22 protein-coding genes are annotated in these 25,930 nt (G+C 72.3%); 8 read left to right on the top strand and 14 right to left on the bottom strand.

The genetic code is table 11. The features are described from left to right. Positions 1–18: 18 nt before the first annotated feature. The 3 genes from PT931_RS08050 to PT931_RS08040 all read right to left on the bottom strand — a co-directional run bounded on the left by PT931_RS08050 (position 19) and on the right by PT931_RS08040 (position 2,712). Positions 19–1,464, bottom strand: a complete 1,446-nt coding sequence (locus PT931_RS08050) for an RNA polymerase sigma factor (protein WP_456245049.1) — start codon at positions 1,462–1,464, stop codon at positions 19–21. Further along, entirely contained in the window at positions 1,371–1,724 is a 354-nt protein-coding gene (locus tag PT931_RS08045; RefSeq protein ID WP_456245048.1) for a YciI family protein, read from the bottom strand. Before PT931_RS08045 ends, PT931_RS08050 begins: the two co-directional genes overlap by 94 nt. A gap of 91 nt (positions 1,725–1,815) precedes the next feature. Beyond that, positions 1,816–2,712 (bottom strand): hypothetical protein, encoded by an 897-nt coding sequence (locus PT931_RS08040; RefSeq protein ID WP_456245047.1) that lies wholly within the window; start codon positions 2,710–2,712, stop codon positions 1,816–1,818. Between the two features lie 344 nt (positions 2,713–3,056). Here PT931_RS08040 and PT931_RS08035 point away from each other — a divergent pair, with 344 nt between their 5' ends. The 3 genes from PT931_RS08035 to PT931_RS08025 all read left to right on the top strand — a co-directional run bounded on the left by PT931_RS08035 (position 3,057) and on the right by PT931_RS08025 (position 9,980). Continuing rightward, a complete protein-coding gene (locus PT931_RS08035) occupies positions 3,057–6,545 on the top strand; it encodes a M28 family peptidase (RefSeq protein ID WP_456245046.1) in 3,489 nt (1,162 codons plus the stop codon). 438 nt (positions 6,546–6,983) lie between these two features. After that, positions 6,984–8,141, top strand: a complete 1,158-nt coding sequence (locus PT931_RS08030) for an RNA ligase RtcB family protein (RefSeq protein ID WP_456245045.1) — start codon at positions 6,984–6,986, stop codon at positions 8,139–8,141. A 189-nt stretch (positions 8,142–8,330) separates the two neighbouring features. Continuing rightward, positions 8,331–9,980, top strand: a complete 1,650-nt coding sequence (locus tag PT931_RS08025; RefSeq protein ID WP_456245044.1) for a M14 family zinc carboxypeptidase — start codon at positions 8,331–8,333, stop codon at positions 9,978–9,980. Positions 9,981–10,049: 69 nt separating this feature from the next. Here PT931_RS08025 and PT931_RS08020 read toward each other — a convergent pair whose 3' ends face one another. Then, on the bottom strand, positions 10,050–10,832 hold the full coding sequence (locus tag PT931_RS08020) for a hypothetical protein (protein ID WP_456245043.1): 783 nt from the start codon (positions 10,830–10,832) through the stop codon (positions 10,050–10,052). Positions 10,833–10,994: 162 nt separating this feature from the next. Between PT931_RS08020 and PT931_RS08015 the strand changes: the two genes are divergently transcribed. Both PT931_RS08015 and PT931_RS08010 read left to right on the top strand, forming a co-directional pair. After that, positions 10,995–11,555: a histidine phosphatase family protein gene (locus tag PT931_RS08015; RefSeq protein WP_456245042.1), complete on the top strand. Its 561-nt coding sequence runs from the start codon at positions 10,995–10,997 to the stop codon at positions 11,553–11,555. A gap of 106 nt (positions 11,556–11,661) precedes the next feature. Then, positions 11,662–12,981 (top strand): calcium:proton antiporter, encoded by a 1,320-nt coding sequence (locus tag PT931_RS08010; RefSeq protein ID WP_456245041.1) that lies wholly within the window; start codon positions 11,662–11,664, stop codon positions 12,979–12,981. Positions 12,982–12,995: 14 nt separating this feature from the next. On the opposite strand, the gene PT931_RS08005 is transcribed toward PT931_RS08010, so the two are convergent. From PT931_RS08005 to PT931_RS07995, 3 genes are read right to left on the bottom strand one after another with little or no spacing between them, the layout of a single operon-like run. Continuing rightward, positions 12,996–13,955, bottom strand: a complete 960-nt coding sequence (locus PT931_RS08005; RefSeq protein WP_456245040.1) for a TolB family protein — start codon at positions 13,953–13,955, stop codon at positions 12,996–12,998. Then, positions 13,952–15,244: an MFS transporter gene (locus tag PT931_RS08000; protein ID WP_456245039.1), complete on the bottom strand. Its 1,293-nt coding sequence runs from the start codon at positions 15,242–15,244 to the stop codon at positions 13,952–13,954. Before PT931_RS08000 ends, PT931_RS08005 begins: the two co-directional genes overlap by 4 nt. A 14-nt stretch (positions 15,245–15,258) precedes the next feature. Continuing rightward, positions 15,259–17,136 carry a proprotein convertase P-domain-containing protein gene (locus tag PT931_RS07995; RefSeq protein WP_456245038.1) on the bottom strand — a complete coding sequence of 626 codons (1,878 nt, stop codon included), beginning with the start codon at positions 17,134–17,136 and terminating at the stop codon, positions 15,259–15,261. 117 nt (positions 17,137–17,253) lie between these two features. Here PT931_RS07995 and PT931_RS07990 point away from each other — a divergent pair, with 117 nt between their 5' ends. After that, on the top strand, positions 17,254–18,165 hold the full coding sequence (locus PT931_RS07990; RefSeq protein WP_456245037.1) for a hypothetical protein: 912 nt from the start codon (positions 17,254–17,256) through the stop codon (positions 18,163–18,165). A 30-nt stretch (positions 18,166–18,195) separates the two neighbouring features. On the opposite strand, the gene PT931_RS07985 is transcribed toward PT931_RS07990, so the two are convergent. From PT931_RS07985 to PT931_RS07960, 6 genes are all read right to left on the bottom strand, one after another. Then, positions 18,196–19,179 (bottom strand): hypothetical protein, encoded by a 984-nt coding sequence (locus PT931_RS07985; protein ID WP_456245036.1) that lies wholly within the window; start codon positions 19,177–19,179, stop codon positions 18,196–18,198. Between the two features lie 224 nt (positions 19,180–19,403). Beyond that, the gene (locus PT931_RS07980; protein ID WP_456245035.1) at positions 19,404–20,468 is read right to left on the bottom strand and encodes a serine hydrolase; all 1,065 of its coding nucleotides are present in this window, start codon (positions 20,466–20,468) and stop codon (positions 19,404–19,406) included. A gap of 160 nt (positions 20,469–20,628) precedes the next feature. Then, positions 20,629–20,814 carry a PspC domain-containing protein gene (locus PT931_RS07975; RefSeq protein WP_456245034.1) on the bottom strand — a complete coding sequence of 62 codons (186 nt, stop codon included), beginning with the start codon at positions 20,812–20,814 and terminating at the stop codon, positions 20,629–20,631. A 176-nt stretch (positions 20,815–20,990) separates the two neighbouring features. Next, positions 20,991–21,737, bottom strand: coding sequence for a glyoxalase (locus PT931_RS07970; protein WP_456245033.1), 747 nt, complete (start codon positions 21,735–21,737; stop codon positions 20,991–20,993). A 96-nt stretch (positions 21,738–21,833) separates the two neighbouring features. Beyond that, the gene (locus PT931_RS07965; RefSeq protein ID WP_456245032.1) at positions 21,834–22,610 is read right to left on the bottom strand and encodes an MHYT domain-containing protein; all 777 of its coding nucleotides are present in this window, start codon (positions 22,608–22,610) and stop codon (positions 21,834–21,836) included. A 290-nt stretch (positions 22,611–22,900) separates the two neighbouring features. Beyond that, entirely contained in the window at positions 22,901–23,764 is an 864-nt protein-coding gene (locus tag PT931_RS07960; RefSeq protein ID WP_456245031.1) for a bile acid:sodium symporter family protein, read from the bottom strand. Between the two features lie 157 nt (positions 23,765–23,921). On the opposite strand from PT931_RS07960, the gene PT931_RS07955 reads away from it, so the two are divergent. Together PT931_RS07955 and PT931_RS07950 are read left to right on the top strand one after the other, a co-directional pair. Further along, positions 23,922–24,698, top strand: a complete 777-nt coding sequence (locus PT931_RS07955; RefSeq protein ID WP_456245030.1) for an MBL fold metallo-hydrolase — start codon at positions 23,922–23,924, stop codon at positions 24,696–24,698. Between the two features lie 10 nt (positions 24,699–24,708). Beyond that, positions 24,709–25,158 carry a MarR family winged helix-turn-helix transcriptional regulator gene (locus PT931_RS07950; protein WP_456245029.1) on the top strand — a complete coding sequence of 150 codons (450 nt, stop codon included), beginning with the start codon at positions 24,709–24,711 and terminating at the stop codon, positions 25,156–25,158. Positions 25,159–25,252: 94 nt separating this feature from the next. Here PT931_RS07950 and PT931_RS07945 read toward each other — a convergent pair. Further along, positions 25,253–25,930 (bottom strand): peptidoglycan-binding protein (locus PT931_RS07945; protein WP_456245028.1); only part of this gene is annotated, 678 nt, incomplete at its 5' end.

Genomic DNA, 25,930 nt, shown 5'->3' with positions numbered 1-25,930 from the left:
GATCCACCCCCGGCCAGGCTACGGATCCACACCCGCCGGGGCGGCGTCATCAGGACCCGCGCCGCCCGGGGCACGGCCGGCCGGCCCGTCGACCTCGCGCAGGCGCCGGGCCAGGTAGCGGCGTTCGGCGTCCGTGGGCGCGAGGGCGAGCGCCGCCCGGTACGCGTCGGCCGCCTCGGCGTACCGGTCGAGTCGCCGGAGCAGGTCGGCCCGGGTCGCCGGCAACAGGTGGTAGCCCGCGAGCGCGGCGCCGGCCGACAGCTCCTCGACCAGGCGCAGGCCGGCGGCGGGTCCGTCCGCCATCGCGACGGCGACCGCCCGGTTGAGTTCCACGACCGGCCCGGGGGTCAGCTCCGCGAGGCGCGCGTACAGGCCGGCGATCTGCGGCCAGTCCGTCGATCCCGCGTCGGGCGCCTCGGCGTGCACGGCCGCGACCGCCGCCTGCACCTGGTACGGACCGGGGCGGCCCCGGCGCAGCGCCCCGTCGAGGACGGCCACCGCCTCGGCGATCCGGGGCCGGTTCCAGGTGGCCCGGTCCTGGTCCTCCAGCGTGACCAGGTCCCCGGCGGGGTCCACCCGGGACGCCCGGCGCGCGTCGTGCAGCAGCATCAGGGCGAGCAGGCCGGCGGCCTCCGGTTCGTCGGGCAGCAGGGTCGCGAGGAGCCGGGCGAGCCGGACCGCCTCGTCGGCGAGGTCGACGCGGAGGAGGTCGGGGCCGGACGCGGCGGCGTACCCCTCGTTGAACAGCAGGTAGAGCACCGCCAGGACCGCGGACAGCCGGGCGGGCAGCAGGTGCGGCGGCGGGACCCGGAACGGGATCCCCGCGTGCCGGATCCGGCTCTTCGCCCGGAACAGCCGCTGCCCCATGGTGTGTTCGGAGACCAGGAACGCCCGGGCGATCTCCGCCGTGCTGAGCCCGGCGAAGCAGCGCAGGATCAGCGCGACCTGCGCCTCCCGGGTCAGCGCCGGATGCGCGCAGGTGAACATCAGCTCCAGCCGCTCGTCGGGGAAGTCGCCGACGGGCGGCGGCTCGCCCGTCGCCGCCGCCTCCCGCAGCTTCGCCGCCTCGACGGTGGAGCGGCGCAACCGGTCCAACGCCCGGTTGCGGGCCGTGGTGGTCAACCAGGCCCCGGGTCTGGCGGGTACGCCGTCGGCCGGCCAGCGTTCGACCGCCCGGGTGAACGCGTCCTGCGCGCACTCCTCGGCGAGGTCCCAGTCGCCGGTGAGCCGGATCAGGGTGGCGACGACCCGGCCCCACTCGGCCGCGTAGGCGGCGGCGACCGCGTCGCCGACCGGGGACCCTCGACGGTCGACGAGGCCGGATCGACCGCCCGGGGCGGCACCCGCGCGGCCCGACCCGGCCGCAGGGCTCAGTCCGTCCAGAACGGCCTCAGTTCGAGGGCCCCGCCGCGCGCCATCGGGTGCCGCGCCGCGATCTCCACCGCCTCGTCGAGGTCCGCGCACTCGATCACGTCGAACCCGGCGATCAGGTCCTTCGTCTCCGCGAACGGGCCGTCGGTCAGCAGGATCTCGCCGCCGCGCACCCGGACGGTCGTGGAGTCGCCGGCCGGGCGGATCCGCTCGCCGATCAGGCGCGCTCCCCTGCCGTCCATCTCCTCGACCCAGGTGTCCACGTCGATCTCGGCCGGCGCGGCGCCCGCCGGTCGGCCGGGGTCGGCCGGTTCCCCGGTGGGTGCCACGCAGACCAGCATCAGGTACCTCATCTGTCCTCCCGGACGGGTCGCCGCACTCGGGTGAGCGCGTCCACGCCTGTACGACGAACGGGTCCCCGCCTTCTCTACCGGCGGGGCGGAACTATTCCCACTCCCACCGGATCCCGACGACCCCGAGCCCCGGATTGCGCCGCGCCACGAGGGCGATGTGCGCGCTCGACAGCCGGATCTCCTTCTCGGTGCGCGGACCGTCGACATGGCTCGCGTGGAACTCGTAGCACCGGACGGGCAACTCGGCGGGGTCGAACCGGACGCGGAGGACATAGAGTTCGGACGTTCCGGTGAACGCGCGGAAGTACTCGTCGTCCGCGTTGGGCTGGTTCAACACCGACTTGTACTCGACGACGAAGGAGTCCCCCGCGGTGTACGACTGGTCGAGGATCAGCTCGGTGCCGACGATGTTCTCGGCGTAGTTCCTGCGCACCCGGCCGACCCGGCAGTGCAGGGTCGCGACGACGTGGATGGCGTCGAGGTCGGTCCCGGGTTCGGCGAGGTTCACGGCGTAGGCCCGGTCGACGCCGTCGGACCGCGCCTCGGACACGATCCGGGTCTGCACCTCCGACAGTGACCGACCGGTCGCCAGGACCACCTCCTCCTCCAGGTAGAGGCCCTGGATGTCGGCGGACAGGTCCGGACAGATCTCGCCGACGATCTCCTCGATCGCGAGACCGTTGGACATCACGTCGAAGATCCGCCCCGCCTCGTCGAGCGGGTGCCGGCCCCGGGAGCGGCGGGGTCCGAGCAGGGCGGTCAGGGCGCCCGGGTCGAGGTCGAACAGTTCCTCCAACACCGTGACGGCCCGGATCGACTCCACCCGTTCCGGACGGTTGTGGCCGGTCTGCCAGCTGCTGAGGGTGGCGATCGCGACGTGGACGCCGCGGCGGGCGAGCCGGCCCTGGACCGCGTGCAGGGTCAACCCGCTGTCACCGATCGCGGCGCGCAACGCGGCACCGAATGTGACGTGTGTCCGGGTTCGCATGCCGCACCTCCGCGCCCGTGGCGTCTTGGGTATCGAGCCACGTAGCTCTAAAATTCCAGAGTTTTTCCAGCCTGGCAATGCTGGGCACTCCCGGTGGGTGACTACGGGGCGGTTACTCCCCGTTTCGCTTCCCGACCCGTTCAACAACTACGCACAGTGATCAGACGACAACTTGTTATGTCGCTGTACGTCACTACGCTCGTGCTCACCCCGGACAGCCATCGGCACAGGTCCATGGCGCCCCGTTCCGGACGGCCGCATGACGAGTACCCCTGTTTCAGAAAGCCCCCGCGTCCTCCTGACGTTTCCGGGTGGACGCGGGCCCCTCGGCTAAAGGAGCACCAATGAGACGCAGAACCGGTTTGCCGGTCGCGGCGGCGGGGCTTGCCCTCGCCGTGGTCGCCGGGACGGCCGCCGCGCTGTCCTGGTCGGCCGCGCAGTCGCCGATCGCCAAGGCCGCCGCCGACCCGGTCGGGCTGGCCGTCGCCGCCGCCGACCAGGCCGCCGCGAGCGGACTGGACGCGTTGCGCAAGGGCCCGAACGAGCAGTTCGACCGCAGGGCCGTCTACACCGGGGGCGACCCCGGCAGCAACACGCTGTACTACGTGTCCTACGACCGCACCTACCGTGGCCTGCCGGTGGTCGGTGGCGATGCTGTCGTGGCCACGGACGCCGCGGGCAAGGTGCTCAGCACGGTGTCGGGCAGCAACACCCCGATCGCGCTGAACCCGCAGCCCCAGATCAGCGCGGAGCAGGCCACGGCCGCCGCGCGCGCCCGGCTCTCCAAGGTCGACAAGGCCACGGACCCGAAGCTGGTGGTCCTGACCCTCGACCAGCCGCAGCCCGTACTCGCCTGGCATGTGGTGGTGTCGGGCACGGCGAACGGCGGCGGTCACCCGGGTGAGAAGGCGACCCGGCCGAGCCGGCAGAACGTGTACGTCGACGCCAACACCGGCAAGGTCGCGCACTCCGCGGAGGAGATCCACGCGGGCACCGGTACCGGCGTGTGGAGCGGCTCGAACCTGAGCATCCCGACCTCGGGCTCCTCCGGCTCGTACAAGATGCAGGACCCGACCCGGGGCAACATCAGCTGCGCCAACTACTCGGGCAGCGCCGGTGCGATCTTCACCGACACCGACGACGTGTGGGGCAGCTCCAGCAAGACGGACAAGGTCTCCGGCTGCGTGGACGTGATGTACGCCAACGCCGGCGAGTGGGACATGCTCAAGAACTGGCTCGGCCGCAACGGCTTCAACGGCAACGGCGGCGGCTGGCCGTCGTACGTGGGCCTGTCCGACCAGAACGCGTACTGGGACTACGTGCCCAACGCGACCCTGTTCGGATACAACTCGGCGAACCAGTGGCTGACCGGCCTCGACGTCGTCGGGCACGAGAACGGCCACGGCCTGGACGAGAACACCCCCGGCGGCACGTCGTCGGAGGCCGGCCTGGGCGAGGCGACCGGTGACATCTTCGGCGCGCTGACCGAGCACTACATCAACAGCTCGGTGGACGTCCCGGACTACGAGACCGGCGAGCGGGTCAACTTCTCGGGCAACGGCAAGCCGCTGCGGTACATGTACGAGCCCTCGAAGGACGGCCGCAGCCCCAACTGTTACTCCTCGTCCATCCCGAACACCGAGGTGCACGACGCGGCCGGGCCGCTGAACCACTGGTTCTACCTGCTCGCCGAGGGCTCGGCCCCCGGCAACGGCAAGCCGAACAGCCCGACCTGCAACAGCACGACCGTGACCGGGGTCGGCATCCAGAACGCCGGCAAGATCTTCTACAACGGCATGCTGCTGAAGACCTCGGGCATGACGCACAAGAAGTACCGGATCGCCACGCTGCAGGCCGCGAAGAACCTGGACAGCACCTGCGGTCTCTACAACAAGACCAAGGCCGCGTGGGACGCGATCAGCATGCCGGCGCAGTCCGGTGAGGCGACCTGTGCGCCGAACACGCAGAACGACTTCTCCATCGGGCTGAACCCGGGCTCCGGCAGTGTCCAGCCGGGTTCCTCGGTCACCTCGACGGTGAACACCACGACCACCACGGGCAGCGCGCAGACCGTGAACCTGACCGCCTCGGGGGCGCCGTCCGGCGTGACCGTGTCGTTCAGCCCGGCCTCGGTGCAGTCCGGCTCCAACAGCACCATGACCGTCGCGACCACCTCCTCGGCGGCGGCGGGCAGCTACACGATCACGGTGAAGGGCGCGGGTTCCGTGGAGCACACGGCGACCTACAACCTGACCGTCGGCTCGGTGAACCCGAACCCGACGGTGCCGGACATCGACGTGGCGAAGGTGCAGGCGCACCTGACCCAGTTCAACACGATCGCGTCGAACAACGGCGGCAACCGCCGGGCGGGCAGCGCGGGCTACACGGCCTCGCTGGCCTACGTGAAGGGCAAGCTCACGGCCGCCGGCTACAACGTGGTCGAGCAGACCTGCAACAGCGGCTGCACGTACACGTCGAACAACCTGATCGCGGACTGGCCGGGCGGCGACACCGCCAACACGGTCATGTTCGGCGCGCACCTCGACGGGGTGAGCGCGGGCCCGGGCATCAACGACAACGGCTCCGGTTCGGCCGCGCTGCTGGAGACCGCACTGGCCCTGGCCAGCGCGAACCCGACCATGACCAAGCACGTCCGGTTCGGTTGGTGGACGGACGAGGAGCAGGGGCTCAACGGCTCCGAGTTCTACGTCAACTCGCTCTCGTCGACCCAGAAGAGCGCGATCAAGGGCTACTACAACTTCGACATGATCGCCTCGACCAACGCCGGCTACTTCATCAACAACGTCAACACGGCGACGGCCAAGCCGCTCAAGGACTACTGGGACTCCCTCAACCTCTCCCCCGAGGAGAACGTCGAGGGCCAGGGCCGCTCCGATGACGCCTCGTTCAAGAACGCGGGCATCGCCACCAGCGGTTACGCCACCGGCGCCTCCGCCCGCAAGACCTCGGCGCAGCAGCAGAAGTGGGGTGGCACGGCCAACTCCGCGTACGACCCCTGCTACCACGCCTCGTGCGACACCACCAACAACATCAACGCCACGGCGCTGAACCGGGGCGCGGACGGCATCGCCTACGCCATCTGGAACCTCGCCGTCGGCACGTCCACCCCGACCAACGACTTCTCGGTCTCGGTGAACCCGACCTCCGGCAACGCCAACCGCGGCTCCTCGGTGACGGCCACCGTCAACACGGCCACCACCACCGGCAGCGCGCAGACCGTGAACCTGACCGCCTCGGGAGCGCCCTCGGGCGTGACCGTGTCCTTCAGCCCCTCGTCGGTGCAGTCGGGCTCCGACTCCACCGTGACGTTCGCGGTGGCGGCCAGCGCGACCCCCGGCACCTCCACGATCACGATCACGGGTACCGGTTCCGTCACGCACAACACCACCTACACCCTGACCGTGAACGGCACCGCGCCGACCACGGCCCCGCCCACGACCCAGCCGCCCACGACGCAACCGCCGACCGGGCGCACCTTCACCAACGGCACCAACTACACGATCGCGGACAACCAGATCTTCAGCAACGTGTCCTCGACCGCGACCGGCGCGGCCGTGTCGCCGGTGCAGCTGTCCATCACCATCGACCACACCTGTGCCGAGGACCTCGGGATCAGCGTGATCGCGCCGAACGGTGTGATCTACCCGGTCAAGTACTCCGGTACCGGTAACTACCCGTGCACCCAGTTCGGGGGCACGCGGACCTACTCCGTACCGGTGAACTCCGCCGCCGCCGGCACCTGGCGACTGCGGGTCACCGACTACGGCCCGGGTGACTACGGCGTCCTCGACACCTGGTCGATCACGCTGTAGCCGCCACACCCAGGAACTCCCCGAGAGGGAGAGCAGGGGCCGGCCACCTTCGGGTGGTCGGCCCCGACCCATGTCGGCGGGAGAAACGGGCAGGGCGCGCGGAGTCCCGGCACGGCACGCCGACGCGCGCCGGCGGGCGTGCGGGCTATCCGGCGCGGAGGGTCTCCGGGTCGACCGGGATGTCTCCGGGGCCGAGGTAGCCGCCACCGAGACCGGCCGGGGGTGCGCCAGGTGTGAACATCTTCCAACATTAACACACAGATTTACCCGTGCTTCGACATTCTCGCGCATTGGGATACCCGGGGAAATCCGATTGCCCCGCCGGCGGGTCCGGGGCAAGGTAGGCGGATGACGTTCTGACGGACTGCCCTCCCCACGGCCCGGTGTGCCCACCCCACCGCGCCGTCGTCTGATCAGCCTGCCCCGAAGAGAGCCTCCTTGTCCGAGCACCCTCCCGTGCCCCCGGCCGCCCCGGCGACCCCCGGCACGGTCACCGTCTTCGCCTCCCCCACCAGCTGGATCGAGTCCGACGCCGTCGACCAGTGCCGCCAGGTGGCCGCGCTCGACGGCATGCTGCACGTCGCCGGCATGCCCGACCTGCACCCCGGCAAGGGCGCCCCGATCGGCGCGGCCATGGCGTCCACCGTGCTGTACCCGCTGCTGGTCGGTTCCGACATCGGGTGCGGCATCGCCGTCTTCCCGATCAGGATCAAGCGGGTGGTACCGGAACGGCTCGCCACCCGGTTCCCCGACCTCGACCTGGAGCCGGACGCCGACGACCCCGCCTGGGACGTGCTGGACGAGGTCCCCGAGCACGTCGAGGGCCTCGGCACCGTCGGGCGCGGCAACCACTTCGTGGAGCTCGCCCAGGTCGGGACCGTCCTCGACCACGACCACGCCAGCCGGCTCGGGCTCGCGGCCGGCGACGTCGTGCTCATCGTGCACAGCGGCTCGCGCGGGCTCGGCGAGCAGATCCTGCGCGCGCACACCGAGGTGCACGGGGCCGGCCCGGCCGCGGACCCCGCCGGGTACCTGGCGGAGCACGACCACGCCGTGCGCTGGGCGTCGACGAACCGGCGCCTGATCGCCGCGCGGGTCGCCCTCGCCCTCGGGGCCCGGCCCGCCGAGCCGGTCGTCGACATGTGCCACAACTCCGTCGAGTACGGCGACGGGGTCTACCTGCACCGCAAGGGGGCCGCGCCGGGTGACGGCCGCGACGTGCTGGTCGCCGGCACCCGGGGCACCCCGTCGTACCTGGTGGCCGCGCACGCCGGGCCGGACGCCAACCACTCGGTCGCGCACGGCGCGGGCCGCAAGATGTCCCGGTCCGACGCGCTCCGCCGGGGCCGGGCCAAGCACACCGTCGAGGAGCTGCGCCGGACCCCGGTGGGGTCGTTCGTGGTGTGCGGGGACCGGCAGCTGCTGTTCGAGGAGGCGCCGACGGCGTACAAGCGGATCGAGCAGGTGATCGGCGACCTCGTCGGGCACGGGCTCGCCACGCCGGTGGCCACCACGGTGCCCCTGGTCACGTACAAGACCGCGGACCTCGGGTCCGGGGAGCGGCGGGAGGAACGGCGGAAGCGGGGGCGGCACTGACCTGCGGGTGGCCGCCGGGTGCGGCCGATCGGGGCGGGACCGGCACGGTCGGGCTGTGCCCGGTCCGACCGATCGGGGGGCGGCGCCGGCCTGTCCGGCAGGTGACGTATCTGCCAATATATTGACGTTGATTGATTCTCGCGCGCCGAAGCGGTGAAGTGGGTAGCACCCTGCACCCTTGGAGGCGCGATGAACCCCCTCTTCTTCCGCCGATCACGCTGGCTCCTGGTCGGCGCCGCCCTCGTCCTGGGCCTGGCCCTGTCGACGCCGGCCGGCGCCGGCCCGGTCCGGGAACCCGCGGACAACTCCTCCGCCGAGTACGTGCTGACCGGCCCCCGGACGAACGCGGACGTCAACGCGATCGCCCGGACCGGCGCGTCGGTCGACCTCGTCGAACACGGCCGCGTCCTCGTCACCGCGACCCGGACGGAGATCGCCGCGATCGGCAAGCTCGGCTTCGGGATCGAGAAGGCCCCCCGGCAGCACGACGACCACGCCCTGCCCGGACTGGCCGGCTTCCCGCCCGCCGACTCCAACTACCACGACTACGCCGAGCTGACCACGGAGGTGAACAACCTCGCGGCGGCCAAGCCGGCGATCTTCAAGAAGCTCAGCTACGGCACCTCGTACGAGGGCCGCGACCTGATGCTGATCAAGATCTCGGACAACGTGGCCACGGACGAGGACGAGCCGGAGATCCTGTTCAACGCGCACCAGCACGCGCGCGAGCACCTGACCGTCGAGATGGCCATCTACCTGATGCACCTGCTCGCCGACAACTACGGCACCGACCCGCGGATCACGGCCCTCGTGAACAGCCGCGAGTTCTGGATCATGCCCGACGTGAACCCGGACGGCGGCGAGTACGACATCGCCACCGGCTCCTACCGGTCGTGGCGGAAGAACCGCCAGCCCAACGCCGGCTCGTCCAACGTGGGCACGGACCTCAACCGCAACTGGGCGTACAAGTTCGGCTGCTGTGGCGGCTCGTCCAGCAGCACGTCCAGCGAGACCTACCGCGGCCCGTCGGCGTTCTCCGCGCCGGAGTCCAAGAAGTACGCGGACTGGGTCCGGACCCGCAACGTCGGCGGCGTGCAGCAGATCAAGGTCGCCATCGACTTCCACACGTACTCCGAGCTGGTGCTGTGGCCCTACGGCTACCAGAGCGCCGACACCGACCCGGTGATGAACGCCGACCAGCGCGGCACCTTCGCGACGATCGGCCAGCAGATGGCGGCGACGAACAACTACACCCCCGAGCAGGCCAGTGACCTGTACATCGCCGACGGGATCGTCATCGACTGGCTGTGGGCCGACCAGAAGATCTTCGCGTACACCTTCGAGATGTACCCGTCCTCGGGCGGCGGCGGCTTCTACCCGCCCGACGAGGTCATCCCGGCCCAGACGTCGCGGAACAAGGAGGCGGTGCTGAAGCTGTCGGAGTACGCGGACTGCCCGTACCGGGCGATCGGCAAGCAGCAGCAGTACTGCGGCACTCCGGGCGGACCCCGGTTCGAGAACGCGGCCGACGTGGCGATCACCGACAACGCGACGGTGGAGAGCCCGATCACGGTGTCCGGGGTCTCCGGGGCGTCGTCGGTGACCGTGGCCGTGGACATCAAGCACACGTACCGGGGCGACCTGGTGCTCAGCCTGGTCAAGCCCGACGGCACCGTGGTCGTGCTGGAGGACTTCCCGAACAGCGACTCGGCCGACAACGTGCTCAAGACGTACTCGGCCACGGTGCCCGCCGCGGCCAACGGGGTCTGGAAGTTGCGGGTCCAGGACGTGGCCAGCAACGACGTCGGCAAGATCGACGTGTGGTCCCTGCAGTTCTGAACCGACCGGGGTGGCCGCGCCCAGGCTGGGCGCGGCCACCCCGGCCCGGCCCCCAGCCGGACGGCGCGCTCATTCGGTGGGCGGCCAGAGGAGCCGCGACCACCGCCCGGTCCGGCGGACCCGCTCGTTTCTGAGCACCCAGATCTCCGACAGCTCCCGGTGCAGCCGGTCGAGCTCCCCGGAGACGCCGATCAGGTGCCGGTACCCGGGAGAGTCCCGGTAGTAGGCGATCGCGTCCGCGGTGTAGCCGGGCCACACGTTGAGCCGGTTGTCCGGGATCGACCACGAGCCCCGGTCGCGCACGTCGACAGACAGCCGGAACCACACCGCCGTGATCTCGTCCCACGGGGTCCACCTCGTCCGCCACCAGGTGCGGAACTCCACGCCGGCCGGGGTGAGCACGACCGTCGGGCCGGGGCGGAGCAGCCCGAACAGCGCCACCATGGTCGCCAGCAGGAGCACGGCCAGCCACGCGGCCATGGTCGGGTGCCCGAACCCCCGGACGAAGAGGACGCCGTACCAGGCGACCAGTGCCAGCGGCTTGAGCAGGCGGCCGGCACGCGCGTGGAAGAGAGGCGGGGCGACGAACCCGCTCCCGTGCACGACGAGGCGCGCCGGCGGCCGCCCACCGAGCCTGGTCCGGACATGCTGGAGGACGGACATCCCGAGCGGAAACAACGTCAACGCCACCAGGGGCACCCACCACGGGGAGTACCGCCCGGGAAACAACGTCATCCGCACGGTCGAGGCGACCAGCCCCACACCGATCACGACGAGGATGGCGCCCAGCTCCACGCGCTCCAGCTTCGGGGAGGCCACCCGGAGATCGGACCGGAGGCGCGGCGGGTACATGGCGCACACACTAGGACGTGGGGACCGGTGCGCGCTGCCCCGCGTACCCGTCGCCGTGGTTCCGTCGTCGACCCGTCCTGCCTGGACAGTGGGGCACCGGTTGCGTCGGCGGTGTCCGACCCCCGTCGCCGCCGGCGCCCGCGGACACGGGATAGTGCCCGGATGACCGATCATGTCCGGATCTTCTGCCTGCGGCACGCCGAGGCCGACACCGCGTTCGGCGGCGGTGGCCGCGTCAACCCGCCCGCGCCGCTGACCCCCCGCGGCTGGGAGCAGGCGGCCTCGGCGGCGACGACCTTCCGGGGCACCGTGCTCGACGGGGTCTACGACAGCACCGCCGTCCGGTCCCGCGACACCGCGGGCGTCCTCGCGCGGGTCGTCGGCGTCGCCCCGGTCCCGGCACCCGGGCTGCTCGAAGCCGACGTCGACGCCGCGACCCTGCGCGCGTGGATCGTCGACCGCGACCTGTCCGCCCGCGCCGACGACGGCGAGACCGGCGCCGGGGTCGCCGCACGGGTGACGGCCGCCCTCACCGACATCGCCTCCCGGCACCCGGGCGGGACCGTCGCCGTCGTCGGGCACGTCGCCAGCCTGACCGTCGGCCTCAGCGAGCTCTGCGGACTCGGCGCCGCCGTCTGGGGCAGACCCCTGCCGCACGCCGTCCCGTTCCTCGTCGAACGGAACGGCGGCACGTGGACGTGTACCTCCTGGCCCGGCCCCTGACGCACCGGTCACCGGCCCGGGAAGGTGTCCGCGTACCCGCCGTCTGGTCTGTTCCTATTTTCGCCAAATTCGCTCGTCGGCGCCGCCCGGCCTGTAGACCCCTTGTATGGGTACTACTGAAGCGCGCACCTCTCCGGTCACCGTGGCCGCCGCGGCGTTCCCGATCCTCGCGCTGCTGCTGCTCGCGGTGACCTGGGGCCGGAAGCCGGGGCCGGTGCTGGTCGGCATCGTGGCGCTCGTACTGGCCGGGGCGGTGCTGTCCGCCGTCCACCACGCCGAGGTCGTCGCGCACCGGGTCGGCGAGCCCTTCGGTTCCCTGGTGCTGGCGGTGGCCGTCACCGTGATCGAGGTCGCGCTGATCATCACCCTGATGATCTCCGGCGGCGAGGGTGCCTCCTCGCTGGCCCGGGACACGGTCTTCGCCGCCGTGATGATCACCCTGAACGGCATCGTCGGGATCTCTCTGCTGACCGGGGCGCTGAAGTTCGGGGAGACCCTGTTCAACGCGGAGGGCAGCGGCGCGGCGCTGGCCACCGTCGCCTCCCTGGCCGGGCTGAGCCTGGTGCTGCCGACGTTCACCAGCAGCCGGCCGGGGCCGGAGTTCTCCACCGGACAGCTCGCGTTCGCCGCCGCCGCGTCCCTGGTGCTGTACGCGAGCTTCGTCGGGGCGCAGACCATCCGGCACCGGGACTTCTTCCTGCCCGTGACACCGGACGGGCCCTGGGTCCGGACGCCGCCGCTCGCGGAGACCGAGGTACGGGGCACGGCCGCCGCGGGGAGCGGGCTGCGGGATGCGGCCGCTGACGGGAACGGGGCGCGGAGCACGGTCGACTCCGGAGCGGCCGGGTCCGGCACGGTCGACGCCGGGGCGCCCGGCGTGGCCGGGTCCAGCTCGCGCGGCGCGGACGACACCGTGACGCCCGGCGATCCGGCGGTCCCCGACGACGGAGAGCACGCGCCGCCGCCCACCCTCCGTGCCACGTGGATCAGCCTCGCACTGCTCGTCGCCGCCCTCGTCGCCGTCGTCGGACTCGCCAAGGTCGAGTCGCCGGCCATCGAGTCGGCCGTCCGCGCCGTCGACTTCCCGCTGTCCTTCGTCGGCGTCGTGATCGCCCTGCTGGTCCTGGCGCCCGAGACCCTCGCCGCCCTGCGCGCCGCCCGGCGCAACCAGCTCCAGACCAGCCTCAACCTGGCGCTCGGCTCGGCGATGGCCAGCATCGGGCTGACCATCCCGGCGATCGCCGTCGCCATGCTGTGGCTCGACGGGCCGCTGCTCCTCGGCCTGGGGTCGACGCAGACCGTCCTGCTCACCCTGACCGTCGTGGTGAGCATCCTGACCGTCGTGCCCGGGCGGGCGACCCGGTTGCAGGGGGTCGTGCACCTGGTGCTGTTCGGCGCGTTCGTGTTCCTGTCGATCAACCCGTAGCGACCCGCCACGGGTCAGCCCAGCGGCGCCGGGGAGGACGCGTCGGACCGGACCAGCCGGGGCGCGCCCGACCCGTCGGCGGGCACCGCGAACACCGCCGGACGCGCGGCCCCCGCCGGGGTGGTCGCGTACCCGACCGTGGTGGCGTCGAACCACACCGCCTGGTCGTCGACGTTCGCGGTCTCCGCCAGGGCGACCTCCCGACCGGAGGCCAGGTCCAGCACGTGCAGCCGCCACGCCCCGCCCGCGCCGCGCTTCTTGTACGCCACCCGGGTGCCGTCCGGCGACACCGCGGGGCACTCGGCGTTCTCGTGGATCGCGGTCAGGGTGCGGGCCCGCAGGTCGCCGCGCAGCAGCCAGGTCCGGCCGGCCGAGCCGAGGGTCGCGTAGAAGGTCCGGTCGTCGGCGGCGAAGGTCACGCCCCAGAAGTTGACGTCGGGCCTGTCGTAGGGGGCGCCGTCGACGGTGAGGGTGAAGTCCTCCAGGGAGCCGTACAGCTTCCTGTCGGCGGTGTCGTAGATCCCGGCGGTGGTGGAGAACCGGCCGGGGTCGTAGGAGTCGCCGGCCCGGAACACCGTCCACGCGACCAGCCGGCCGGACGCGGACACCCGGGCCCGGCTCGGGGTGCCGTCGACGCGGACCGTGCGGATCTTCGCCAGGTTCCGGTCGAGGAGCAGGGCCTCGAAGCCGGCGGGCACGGTGAGGGCGCGCAGGCAGACGGTGGTGCCGCCGGCGGAGTACATCCGCAGGCAGCGCAGGTCGCCGGTCGAGGCCTCCCCGCCGGGGGCCACCTGGCCGACCCGGCGGTCGCCGGCCGCCTCGTCCACGTAGAGCAGGGTGCCGGACCGGGCCGGGTCCAGTCCGCCGGTGGCCGCGCTGGCCGGGCGCTGCCGCCACACGGTCCAGCCGACGTAGCCGGCCCCGGCGAGCAGGACGGCGGCGATGGTGAGGATTCCGGCGAGCCGGCGGTTCATGCGTACTCCCTGTCGGTGGATCGGTGGACGACGGCGCTGGCGACAGTCGCGACCAGCAGGGCGGCGGCGAACACCGTGAACGCGGGCCGCAGCGCCCAGCCCTGGGCGAGCGCCCCGAACGTGACGGCGGCGGCCATCCGGGCCAGCGCCTGTCCGGTCTGGACGAGCGCGAGGCCGGTGGAGCGCAGTTCCGGGGGCAGCAGCGCGCCGACGTGGGCCATCAGGACGCCGTCGGTGGCCGCGTAGTACAGGCCGTGCAGGAGGAGGACCACCGGCAGGAGCGCCCAGCCGGTCAGGGGGCCGGCGAGCAGCGCGTACCCGGCCACGAGCAGGACCTGGCCGGCGAGGAACACCCGCCAGCGGCCCAGCCGGTCGGCGAGCCGGCCCACGGGGATCGCGGCGAGCAGGAACGTCGCGGCGGTCCCCAGGGGCATGAGCGACAGGGCGTTGCCGCCGATCCCGCTGCGTTCGGCGAGGGTGACGAAGAGGAACGCGTCCCCGGCGGTGGCCAGGCCCAGCAGCAGGGCGCAGCCGGCGACCCGGCGCAGCGCGGCGTTGCGGAGCAGCGCCAGGCTGCCGCGCAGGGTGACCCGGGGGCGGGCCACGGCCGGGGCCGGGGACGAGGTCAGGACCGGGGCCGGGGACGAGGTCAGGACCGGGGCCGGCGGCTCGACCCGGACGAAGAAGAACAGGATCAGCACGCCGATCAGCGCGAGGCAGAAGCTGGTGCCGAACACCGCGTCGTAGGCGCTGCCGACCCCGGCGAGCAGGGCGAACGCGAGCAGCGGCCCGAGCAGCGCCCCGGCGGTGTCCAGCGCGCGGTGCACCCCGAAGGCCCGGCCCAGCGCCGCCCGGGGCGAGGCCGCCGTGATCATGGCGTCGCGGGGCGCGGTCCGGATGCCCTTGCCGGCCCGGTCGGCGGCGAGCAGGCCGCCGATCCCGGCCACCGAGCCGCCGACCAGCGGGAAGCCGAGCTTGGTGACGGCGGAGAGCCCGTAGCCGAACAGGGCGACCGCCCGGGGCCGGGCCGTGCGGTCGGCGAGGTGGCCGCCGGCGAGGCGGAGGACGGCCGTCGCGCCCGTGTACAGGCCGTCGAGGACGCCGAACTGGAGGTAGCCGATGCCGAGGCCGTAGAGGAGGTACACGGGCAGGAACGCGGCCACGAGCTCCGAGGACGCGTCGGTGAAGAAACTGACCAGCCCGAGCCCCATCACGGTGCCCGACACGCGCGCGGGGCCGGCGCCCCCCGGGGTGGTGGGGGGCGCCGACCTGCTTGTCGCGAGGTACAAGAAACTCTCTCCTGCTAGGGCAGCGTGATGCGCCAGTTGTTGATCCGGCCGACGTCTGAGGCCGCGGTGTCGCGCGCCCGCAGGATCCAGGTGCCGTTGGCCGTCTCGGTGGCGGCGTCCACGGTGTAGGTGGCGACCACATTGTCGCCGCTGTCACTGTCCGAACTCTTCAACCGGTACGCCGTGCCGTCGGGTGCGATCAGATCCAGCTGCAGGTCGCCCCGGTACGGGTGGGTGATGTCCACGCTGACCGACACGGCCGTCGAGGCCTGGCCGGGCACGCCGGTGACCGCGATCGGGCTGTCCACGGTCCCGTTGTCCGGGATCGGGTACGCCGTGGCGTTGGTGAACGTCTGCCGCCCGCCGCCCGCCGTGCGCACGTCGTCGATCTGCGCCTCGACCAGGCTGGCCCCGCTCGCGTCGGCGGCCTCGACGAGCAGCCGGACGTTCTGGCCGACGAACGCGCCCAGGTCGGCCGTGCCGGTCTGCCAGACCCCGTCGGTGTCGGTGGCGCTGGCCAGCTTCTCGAACACCGTGGTGGTGGTGCTCGCGCCGACGACCCGGACCCGCAGGTAGTCGCTGGACGACGCGTTGCTGCCGTACGCGAAGTTGTAGCGGAACGACAGGTTCGACGTCGCCGCGGTCACGGCGAACTGGGGCGACCGGATGGAGCTGACCCCGCCGTCGAGGTCGTTCGTCCCGGAGGACGCGCCGGCGAGCCTGCCGGTGACCAGGGAGTTCGAGCCGCTCGTGGTGGTGCCGAGCTGCTTGGCCCCGTTGTCGGTGGTCGCCTCGGGGTCGCCGCGCTCCCACTTGCCGGCCGTGGCCGTGTCGGAACCGGCCGGGTTGACGGTCCAGCCCTTGTCGGTCTCGAAGTCGTCGGTGAACCCGACGCCCGGCGTACCCGTCGGAGTGGGTGTGGGGGTCGGGCTCGCCGTCGGCGACGACGTCGGAGAGGACGTCGGCGTCGGGGTGGAACCGGTCGCCTTGTGGCAGGTGCCCTCGCCGGAGTCGGTGAACGTCCGGCCCTCCACCGGCACGAAGTCGTACCGGAACCCGGTCGGCTTCAGGGTCAGCTTCACCACGCCGAGGGTCGAGTCGTTGCCGACCTCGAAGTTGGGCGCGGTCTGGTTGAAGCCGTACAGGCCACGGCCGCCGGTGCCGACGAGCAGCTGGCGCAGCCCGTTGGCGGTGTCGAGGGTGCCGTCGGGCTTCATCGGCGCGAACCGCTGGTAGTTGTGGTCGTGGCCGGCGAGGACCAGGTCGGCCTTGGCGTCGTACAGCGCCTGCCACAGCGGCTGCGGCTTGGTGCTGGTCCCGTGGTCGCCGCGGCTGAACCGGGGGTGGTGCATGTACGCGGCGGTGCACTTCTTCGTGTTGGCCGCCAGGTCGGCGCGCAGCCACTGCTCCTGGGCCGAGCCGGCCGTCACCGCGATGTTGGTGTTCAGCGCGATGAAGTGCCAGTCGCCGAGGTTGTAGCTGTAGTAGCCCTTGCCGCGCTCGCCGGCCCGGCCGTTGGCCTGTCCGACGCCGTTGTAGTAGTCGAAGTAGCCCGACGCGTTGCTCGTCTGGTACTCGTGGTTGCCCACCGACGGGTACGTGATCGACTTGAACTTCCCCCAGTAGGGGTCGTAGGAGTTGTTGTACTCGCTGAGCGTGCCGTCCTCGTAGGCGTTGTCGCCCAGGGTGATCACCGCGTCCGGGTTCATCGCGGTGGCCAGGTCGGCCGTCTGGTCGCAGGACGTGCCGCACAGGTCACCCACCACCGTGACCACGAGGTCCGCGGCCGGCGCCGCCGTCGGGGCGGTCTGCGCCCCGGCGGTGCCCGCGACGACGACCGCCCCACCGAGCAGCACTGCCGTGGCCGCGGCCACGACGTGTCTGGCTCTCATCGTTTCACCTCTCGTCAGAATTGCGGATCGATGGCCCTGTCTACCCGCAGGTCACTAAGCTGCGGGGCAGTCGACTGCCAGTGGCACGAATGTGCACCGGGACGAAGGGAACCCACGATGGGTACGGAGGCTCTCGCCGCCGACCTCCGCCTGCTCGGACTCGCCCCGGCCGACGCCGACGCCTACGTCGCACTGCTCAGAACGGATAACGACCCCCCGACGGGTACGGATACCCGGCTGCTCGACCTCGGCCTGGCCAACCGGGTCGCCCAGCACCTGGAGCCGGTACCGCCCACCGTGGCCCTGGACCTGCTCACCCACCGCCGCGAGGCCGACCTGGCCGGCGCGCGGATCGCGGTCCGCAACGCGTACGCCGCCGGTCCCCAGGCCGACGGCTGCGGCACGGTCGAGGTGCTCTCCGGCCCGGTGATGCGCGCCCGGATCAAGGACGCCGAACGCAACGCGGTCCGCCTGGTCCGGATGCTGGACTCCCCGCCGCACTACGCCGCGTCCACCCCGAACCGCGAACAGCTGGCCAACCTGGACCGCGGCGTCGACTACCAGGTGGTGTACGCGGCGGCGTCCCTGACCCTGCCCGGCTACCTGGCCGGCAACATCATCCCGGCCGCCGAGCACGGCGAACGCGCCCGGATGCTCGACGCGCTGCCAGTGAAGGTGTCCATCTTCGACGACGAGGTGGCCTACGTCGGCCACACGCTGCAGGACACCGCCGCGATGCGGTCGATGACCCGGGTCGGACCGGGCAGCCTGCTGACCGGCCTGATCGGGCTCGTCGAACAGTGCTGGGCGCTCGGGCTGGCGTTCTACCGCCGCGACAGCCCGCTGCGGGCCGACGAGCGCCGGCTGCTGGCCCTGCTGGTCGCCGACGCCAGCGACGAGCGGATCGCGGTCGAGCTCGGCATCGGCCGGCGGACGCTGTACCACCGGCTGGAGGTGCTGATGACCAGGGCCGGGGCGGCGAACCGGTTCCAGCTGGCCGTGGCGGCGGTGGACCTCGGCTGGCTCTAGGTCCGGTTCCGTTCCCGGCCGACACCGGGCCTAGAGCCAGCCCGCGCGCCGGGCGTACATCGCCAGTTGGACCCGGTTCGCCGCGCCCGCCCGGGTCATCAGCGCGCCCAGCCGGCGGTAGAAGGTCCGCCGGCTCAGGCCCAGGTCCCGGATCACGTGCTCGTCGGTCGCGCCCGCCGCCAGGAGTGCCAACAGCCTGCGCTCGGCGGGCGGCGGGCCGCACGTGTCCGGGGACGTGGCCGCCGGGTACAGCGGGGCGGCGGTGCGCCAGGTCAGCTCGAACAGCCCGGCCAGCGCCGACAGCAGCCCCGACGGCCGGACCATCAGCAGCACCGGGCTGGACTCCGCGGCCCGGACCGACGGCGACAGCAGCGCCAGCCGGTCGTCGACCAGGGTCAGCTTCACCGGCAGGCCGGGCGCCTGGCGGGCCTGCTCCCCGGCGGCCACGCACGGGGCGATGTTGCCGTCCAGGTAGCCGGGGCGGGCGAGCGACCCCGCCGCGTACACCACCCGGTAGCGGATGCCGGTGGCGAGCTGGTCCAGTTCCACGGTGTTGGCGACGTCGGGGAAGAAGTACGGCGGGGTGTCGAACCGGCGGATCTCGGCGGTCGCGCTGCGTTCGACCTGCCGGATCCGTTGCCGGATCGCCTCCCCCGCGACCTCCTCCACCACCCCGTCGGCCGGGTGCGAGTGCCGCGACCGGCGGAACTCCTCGTACGCCGCCAGCACCGTCGACCGGGCCCGGTGGATCGCGGCCTGCCGGCGGCCGGCGAGGATCTCCAGGCCCACGTCCGGCGGCACGGCGACCAACCGGTCCCCCGACAGCGGGTCGACCGTGGCCAGGCCGAGCTCGACCAGGCTGTGCAGTGCCGGGGCGTCGGGGGCGCCGGGGTCCCGGGGGCCGGTGTCGCGGGCCAGGAGGAGGCGTTCGTAGGCCGCGCACTCGGCCGGGTCGAGGCCCAGCAGCTCCAGGTGGCCGGCCAGGCCCGCGCCGGTCGTCGCCTCGACTGTCACTTCGCCTCCTCCGGGTCCCGGTCGACCGGAGGCAAGGCGACCACAGACCGACCGCCGGGTCAATGCCGCGCCGACCGGCGCCCCGGGTCCGGCGACGTGGCGCCGGGCCGGCCGGCCGATGTGGGCGTCCAGGTCACGGCGTGGGCCCGCCGGGCGCCCGCCGAACCCGCCCGGCGCACGGAACGGCGCACCGTGGCCCGGGGTCAGGGCCGGGTCGGCGAGGATCAGGCGCGGTCGGCGGCCTCGAAGTGGTCGACCACCACGCGCGCGATCCGGCCGATCCGGTCCTCCTCCTGCTGGTAGTCGCCCGCGAGGTCGTTGGCGAACACCGCGATGACGATCGGACCCGAGGCCGCGTAGACGACGCCGATGTCGTTGGCGTCGAAGGGCGGGTAGTCGCCGGTCTTGTGCGCGACCGGCTCCTCCAGCAGGCCCGGCAGGCGCCGTTCGCCCAGCTGCTGCTCCCGCAGGGCCGCCAGCATCTCCGCGCAGCCGGCGGCCGACGCCGCGGTCCCGCGCTCGATCGACTCCAGCATCCGGCCGGCCTCTCGCGGCGTCATCTGGCCGAAGCAGGTGGGCAGGCCGCGCTCCCCGGCCAGCGCCCGGACCTCGTCGAGCGGGCGGGCCACGAGGGCCGCCATCTGGTCCTCGATCCCCTGCTGCCACTCTCGCGTCATGCCCGCCCACCCGGGATCGCCGTGCCCGAGCGCGTAGGCCTGGGCGCCGGTGAGCGACGCGTGCGCCGGGTCCGCCAGCACGTACGGGAACCGGGCGGCGTCCTGCACGCTCTGCGCGAAGCGGGTGTGGGTGTACCCCGACTCCGCCAGCCAGGCGTTGAGCGCGTCGGGGCCGCCGACCCGGGCGAGCAGCAGATCGGTGGCGGTGTTGTCGCTCGCGAGGAGCATCATGGTCACCAGGTCCCGGACGGTGACCTCCGCGCCCGGCTGGAGGTAGCGCAGGAAACCGGAGCCGCCGACGATGTCGGACCGGGTCAGCCGGACCCGCTCGTCCAGGTCGAGCCGCCCGGCGTCGGCGAGCTGGTGGGAACGGACCGCGAGCGCCAGCTTGATGACGCTCTGGGTCTCGAAGACCACGTCGGGGCGGACCGCGGCCTCCTCGCCGGTGGTCAGGTGCCGGACGTAGATCCCCACCCCGAGGGGTTTGCCGGCGCGCACCGTCTCCAGTTCCACGACCCCGGCGGGGGCGGTCGGGTCCGGGGGCTCCTGGAGCGTGAACCGTGCGGCTTCGGCTTCCAGCAGGGCGGTGAGCCCACTCGCGTCAGTACCCATCAGAGGTGTCTGCCTTTTCCACGCAACGGGCAGCGCTGCCCGGCCCAGGAGCGGCGGTCGCCGCGGTCCGCCACAGTGTCACCGAGGCGGGCACCCGCGACAACGCATTTACCGCCGTCAGCCCGCGCCCCGTGGCCCGCACGGCCACGGGGCGGTCCGGCTAGTAGTCCCGGCTCGGCATGATGATCCACAGCGCGATGTAGATCAGGAACTGGGGACCCGGCAGCAGGCAGGACAGGAGGAACAGGAGCCGGACGGTGTTCGGGCTCATCCCGAACCGGTCGGCCAGCCCGGCGCACACACCGGCGATCACGCGATTACGGGGCCTGCTCATCGTCTTCGTCATGCCCTCAACGATCCGTCACGGGCGGCCCACCCGCATCGGGAACAACCCCGATCTTGACCCTTAGCGGGCAGGTCAGGGGCCCGGCGTCGTCGACCGCCCGACCGGGGCCGGCGGGACACACCGGGCGGGCGGAGACCCAGGACGACCGTTCCGACGGGTACGGCTCCCGCCGGCCGTCAGGCGCCGTCCCCCGCGCGCCAGACCGCCATCCCCTCGACCACCTCCAGCTCCTCCGAGACCCGGCGCCGCTCCGGTTCGGTGAGCGGGACCGCCCGCAACTGTTCCAGCAGTGGCGCGATCCGCTCGGGTTCGCCGAGGGCGGTCGCCACCTCGATCAGGGCGGCCAGGGCCAGCGCCCGGTCCACCGCCGGGGCCCGCTCGCCGTGCCTGCGCAGCCCGGAGGTGAGGGTCCGGTACGCGGCGCGGTCGTCGTTCTTGAACTCGCGGAGGATCCGGGCGCTGTCGAGCACCCGGGCCAGCCCCTCGAGCTCCTTCGACCCGCCGTACTCCAGCTCCACGGGCTCGTCGCGCTGGATGAACAGGACGCTGTTGCCCGACGGGTCGACGAGCGTGAACCGGCTCGCACCGGGCCGGTACCGGGTGATCCGCGGCTGCCCGGTGGCCAGTACCTTGCCGTGGGCCGCGCGCATGGCCGCGGTGAAGGCGGCGTGGTACGGGGCGACCGCGTCGACCATCACCAGGCAGCAGCCGCCGGCCTCCTTCGCCGGGTCCAGGTCCCTGGGTGCCTTGGTGAAGTGCAGGTGGAAGCCGCTCATGGTCAGCGCGAGGTACACGTACGGCTTCGCCTGCCGGTACGTGACCTCGAAGCCGAGCATCTCGTAGAACGCGGCGGTGTCGTCCACCGACACGCACGGCAGCATCGGGATGGTCGTCTCGTTCGCCTGGATGGTCGCCTCAGTCAATGGTCCGCGCCTCTCGATCCGTGACCCCTCGATCGTTCGCCGCCATTGTGGCCGAGTTCGGCGATTTCCGCCTATGCGACAGGATCCGTCGATGCGTCAGGCGACCCGGGAGGGTTCGGGCTTCGCGGCGGGCCGGCGGTTCTGGTCGAGGGGTACGAAGAGCAGGCCGAACAGTGTGCAGCCCACGATCGCCACGATCGGCGCGATGAACACGAACCGGTTGACCCCGCCCGAGACGTCGGCCGCCCGGTGCAGGTGCACCTGGATCCCGAACATCCCGGTGTAGTGCATGCCGACCACGGCAAGGCCCATGATCAGGGCGGCGCCGACCATCGAGGCCCAGCGCTGGATCTTCAGGGTGAACCACAGGGCCACGGTGGACGCGGCCACGGCGATCAGGACCGAGGCCACGTAGTAGACCGTGTCGTAGGTGACCGTGCCGCCCATCCGCATCGCCGCCATGCCCGTGTAGTGCATCGCGGCGACGCCGAGGCCGGTGAACACGCCGCCGAGCAGGATGCGCCAGGCCGACGCGGCGCCGAAGCCCACGACGAACAGGCCGATGCCCACGGACAGGACCGCGATCAGCGCGCTCGCGGCCGTCATCGCGGGGTCGTACCGCAGGTCCGTGCCCGGTACGTCGAAGCCGACGATCGCCGTGAAATGCATCGTCCAGATGCCGCAGCAGCCGATGGAGAAGGCGCCCGCGACGAGCCACCATTGCCGGCCGGCCATGGAGGGATGATTTCGCGCATTGGACGTGCAGACCAATCCGATACCGCAACCGAATACCGCGATCACGTACGCCGCGACGGGGGTGACCCACCCGAGCGCGAACTGCTGCACCTCGGCCATGACACTCCGATTCCCCACGCGGTCAACTGTCCTAAAAGTAGAACATCAAGTGGCGTGACCTGCCACTTTGGGAGCGGCGGAACAGGCGGCAGGACTGGGCGTCTCGTGCGGATTCAGTATGACGAACAGGAGAATTCCACCAGTGTGCCGTTAGGCACAGTCGGAATGCGCGGGGCCTTTATCGGGTGCGCCTGCATTACGTACCCGGCGCGTGTTTCGCGTTATTCCGTGTCGCGGAATCCGTGCACGGAAAGCATTCCGATATTCACCGAGAGGTAATGCGGCCGACGGTGTTCGTTCTTTTCTCCTCAGATTGCCCGGGTCGCGCGGGACCTGACGAGGTAGCCGAACCCGGCGGCCGTGAAGAACATGATCAGGCTGTAGACCGCCGCCGGCACGGCCATCTCCGTGTTGTGCAGCAGGGTCGTCGCGATGACGATGGCCAGCGTTCCGTTGTGGATGCCGATCTCCATCGCGGCGGCCACCGACTCGGACCGCCCCACCCCGGCCAGGGTGGGCGCGTAGTAGCCGACGGCCAGGCTGACCAGGTTGAACGCCAGCGCCGCCGCGCCGGCCACCGCGAAGTACCCCGCGATGTGGTCCTTCTCCTTCAGGATCGCCCCGGCGATCACCAGCACGAGGACCACCACCGAGAAGATCCGCACCGGCCCGCGCATCCGCTCGGCGAACGCGAGCGCCCGGCTCCGCACCAGCATGCCCACGGCCACCGGCACCAGCACGATCGCGAAGACCTGCACGACCTTGTCGAACTGCAGGCCGATCTGCTCGGCGTCGCGCACGAAGTACCCCAGCGCGAGGTTGACCACGACCGGCAGGGTGAACACGGCCAGGACCGAGTTCACGGCCGTCAGGGTCACGTTCAGGGCGACGTTGCCGCCGAACAGGTGGCTGTAGAGGTTCGCCGTGGTGCCGCCGGGCGAGGCCGCCAGCAGCAGCATGCCCACGGCGAGGAACGGCGGCAGGTCGAACGCGAGGACGATGCCCAGGCAGACCACCGGCAGCACGAGCATCTGGCAGACCAGCGCCACGAGGACCGCCCGGGGGAACACCAGGACCCGGCGGAAGTCCGCGACGGACAGGCTGAGGCCCAGGCCCAGCATGACGATCCCGAGGGCCACGGGCAGGAGCACCTGCGTCAGTACCGAATCCATGTCTGTGGATTGTCCTCGCCACCGACCGGCGCACTATCCGCTGAACGCTCGCTTGACGGTGGGCGGCCCACCCCGCAACCCGTCAGGTCGTCAACTATTGCCCAATCACGTGATGCCCTGATAGTTTACCGATCACCTATCAGCCCATGGAGGTCCCGTGCCCAGCACGAAGGTCGTCGCCATCCCCGTCGTCGGGAAACACACCATCAACGCCCACCTGGTGCTCGGCCGCCGCCCCGTCCTCGTCGACGCCGGCACGCCCGGCAGCGCCCGGCGGATCCTCGACCAGGTCATCGCGCACGGGGTGGACCCCGCCGACCTGGCGCTGATCGTGCTCACCCACGGGCACATCGACCACTTCGGATCCGCCGCCGAACTGCGCCGGCTCACCGGGGCGCCCGTCGCCGGCCACGCGGACGACCTCGGCCCCTACTCGCGGGGGCGGGTCCGCGAGCCGTACCTGCCCACGGGACCGTTCGGCGCCCTGCTCGCCCGCAACCCCGCCCTGCACGTGGCCGTCGACCCCGTGGTCCCCGACCTCGTGCTGCACGGCGAACTACGCCTCGACGGGTACGGCGTCCGCGCGCGGATCATCCCCACCCCCGGCCACACCCCCGGCTCGGTCTCCGTACTCACCGACGACGGCGACCTGCTCGCCGGGGACATGATCGCAGGCTCCTTCCTCGGCACGCTCGCCACCCGGCCGGCGAACCCCCCGTTCCACGACGACGCCCGGGGCAACCTCGCGAGCCTGCGCGCGATGCTCGCCCTCGGGCCGGACCGGCTGCACGTCGGGCACGGCGGCCCCCTCGATCCCGCCCGGGTCGCCGACTGGGCCCGGCGCGAACACGCCCGCCTGGCCCGGCCCGGCCGGCTCCCCGCCCGGGCCGGGACCGAGGACCGGTCAACTGTTGACAGATCACCTGTCCGGTAGGCTCGCGGACATGAGCACCCCGCCGCCGGCCGCGTACTTCCAGCAGCTCATGGCCCGCCGCCGCATCATCGGCCTGTGCCGTGCGGGGTCGGCGGCCACCCGGATCGGCGAGACCGCCGCCGGTGCCCACGACCTCGGACTGACCCAGTACCTGGTCCTGGACATGCTCGCCACCGTCGGCCCCCGTTCCCAGCAGGAACTCAGCGAGGGCCTGCGCACCGACCGCACCACCATGGTCGGCACGGTCGACGCCCTCGAGACGTCGGGGCTCGTCGCGCGCGAACGCAACCCCCGCGACCGGCGCGCCTACATCGTCACCGTCACCGACGCCGGCCGGGCGGCCCTGGCCGCCGTGGACACCGACGCCGACGTCCTTGAGGAGCAGTTCCTCGGCCGGCTCACCGGCGCCGAACGCACCCAGCTCGTCGCGCTGCTGGCCAAGATCCTGATCACGCCCTGACCCCGGCTCCGGGCGCCCGGGGTGGGTGCGGTGGCCCGGCAGGTGCGGGGGCCGGCGGGTGTGACGGCCCGGGCGCGGGCCGGGCCGGTGGCCGCTAGGCGCGTTGGGACTTCTCCCACCAGGTGAACGGGGCCCGGTACGCCGTCGGGGTGTCGTCCGGCGCGTGGCTGGCCAGGCCGTTCCTCCCGAAGTAGTAGTCGTGGACCTGGCGTTGGGCCGGGGCCGACAGCTCCGGGTCGCTCACCGCGACGGCGTGGATGTGGAACGGGAAACCCTGTTCGGGGGTACGCAGCCACGCCGCGAAGCCGATCGTGCGCAACGCCTGCACCAGCCGCCACCGCTGGGTCGTCGACAGCCCCGCCACGGAGATGTCGACGACCCCGCCGCCGTCGTGCGTACCCGCCGAGGTCGGGTCCTCCGTGGTGTACGAGCCCTGGCTGAGCGTAATGCTCCACGGCAGGGTGGCGTCGGCGGCGGCGAGCATGGTGGCGGTGCGCGCGTTGACCTGCCGGCCGCCGTACTCGTCGGTCCGGGAGCCGGCGCGCACCGGTCTGGTCACCGTGTAGCGGGTCTCGCCGAGCCTGGTCAGGGAGGTGGCGCCCGGGAGGCCGTTCGCGTCGATCCCGGAGTAGCCGAGGTGGCGCTGCCAGGCGGCGTACGCCGAGACCGTCGAGGAGCCGAAGTGGCCGTCCACGGCGGACGCCGCGAGCAGGCCCCTGCTGTTGAGGGCCTGCTCGACGGCGAGCACGTGGGCCKTGGCGCCCGGGGTGAG

The organism is Longispora urticae (genome assembly GCF_053902585.1).
The sequence above is the reverse complement of the archived record's forward strand: the minus strand, read 5'-3'. Positions and strand labels throughout refer to the sequence as shown.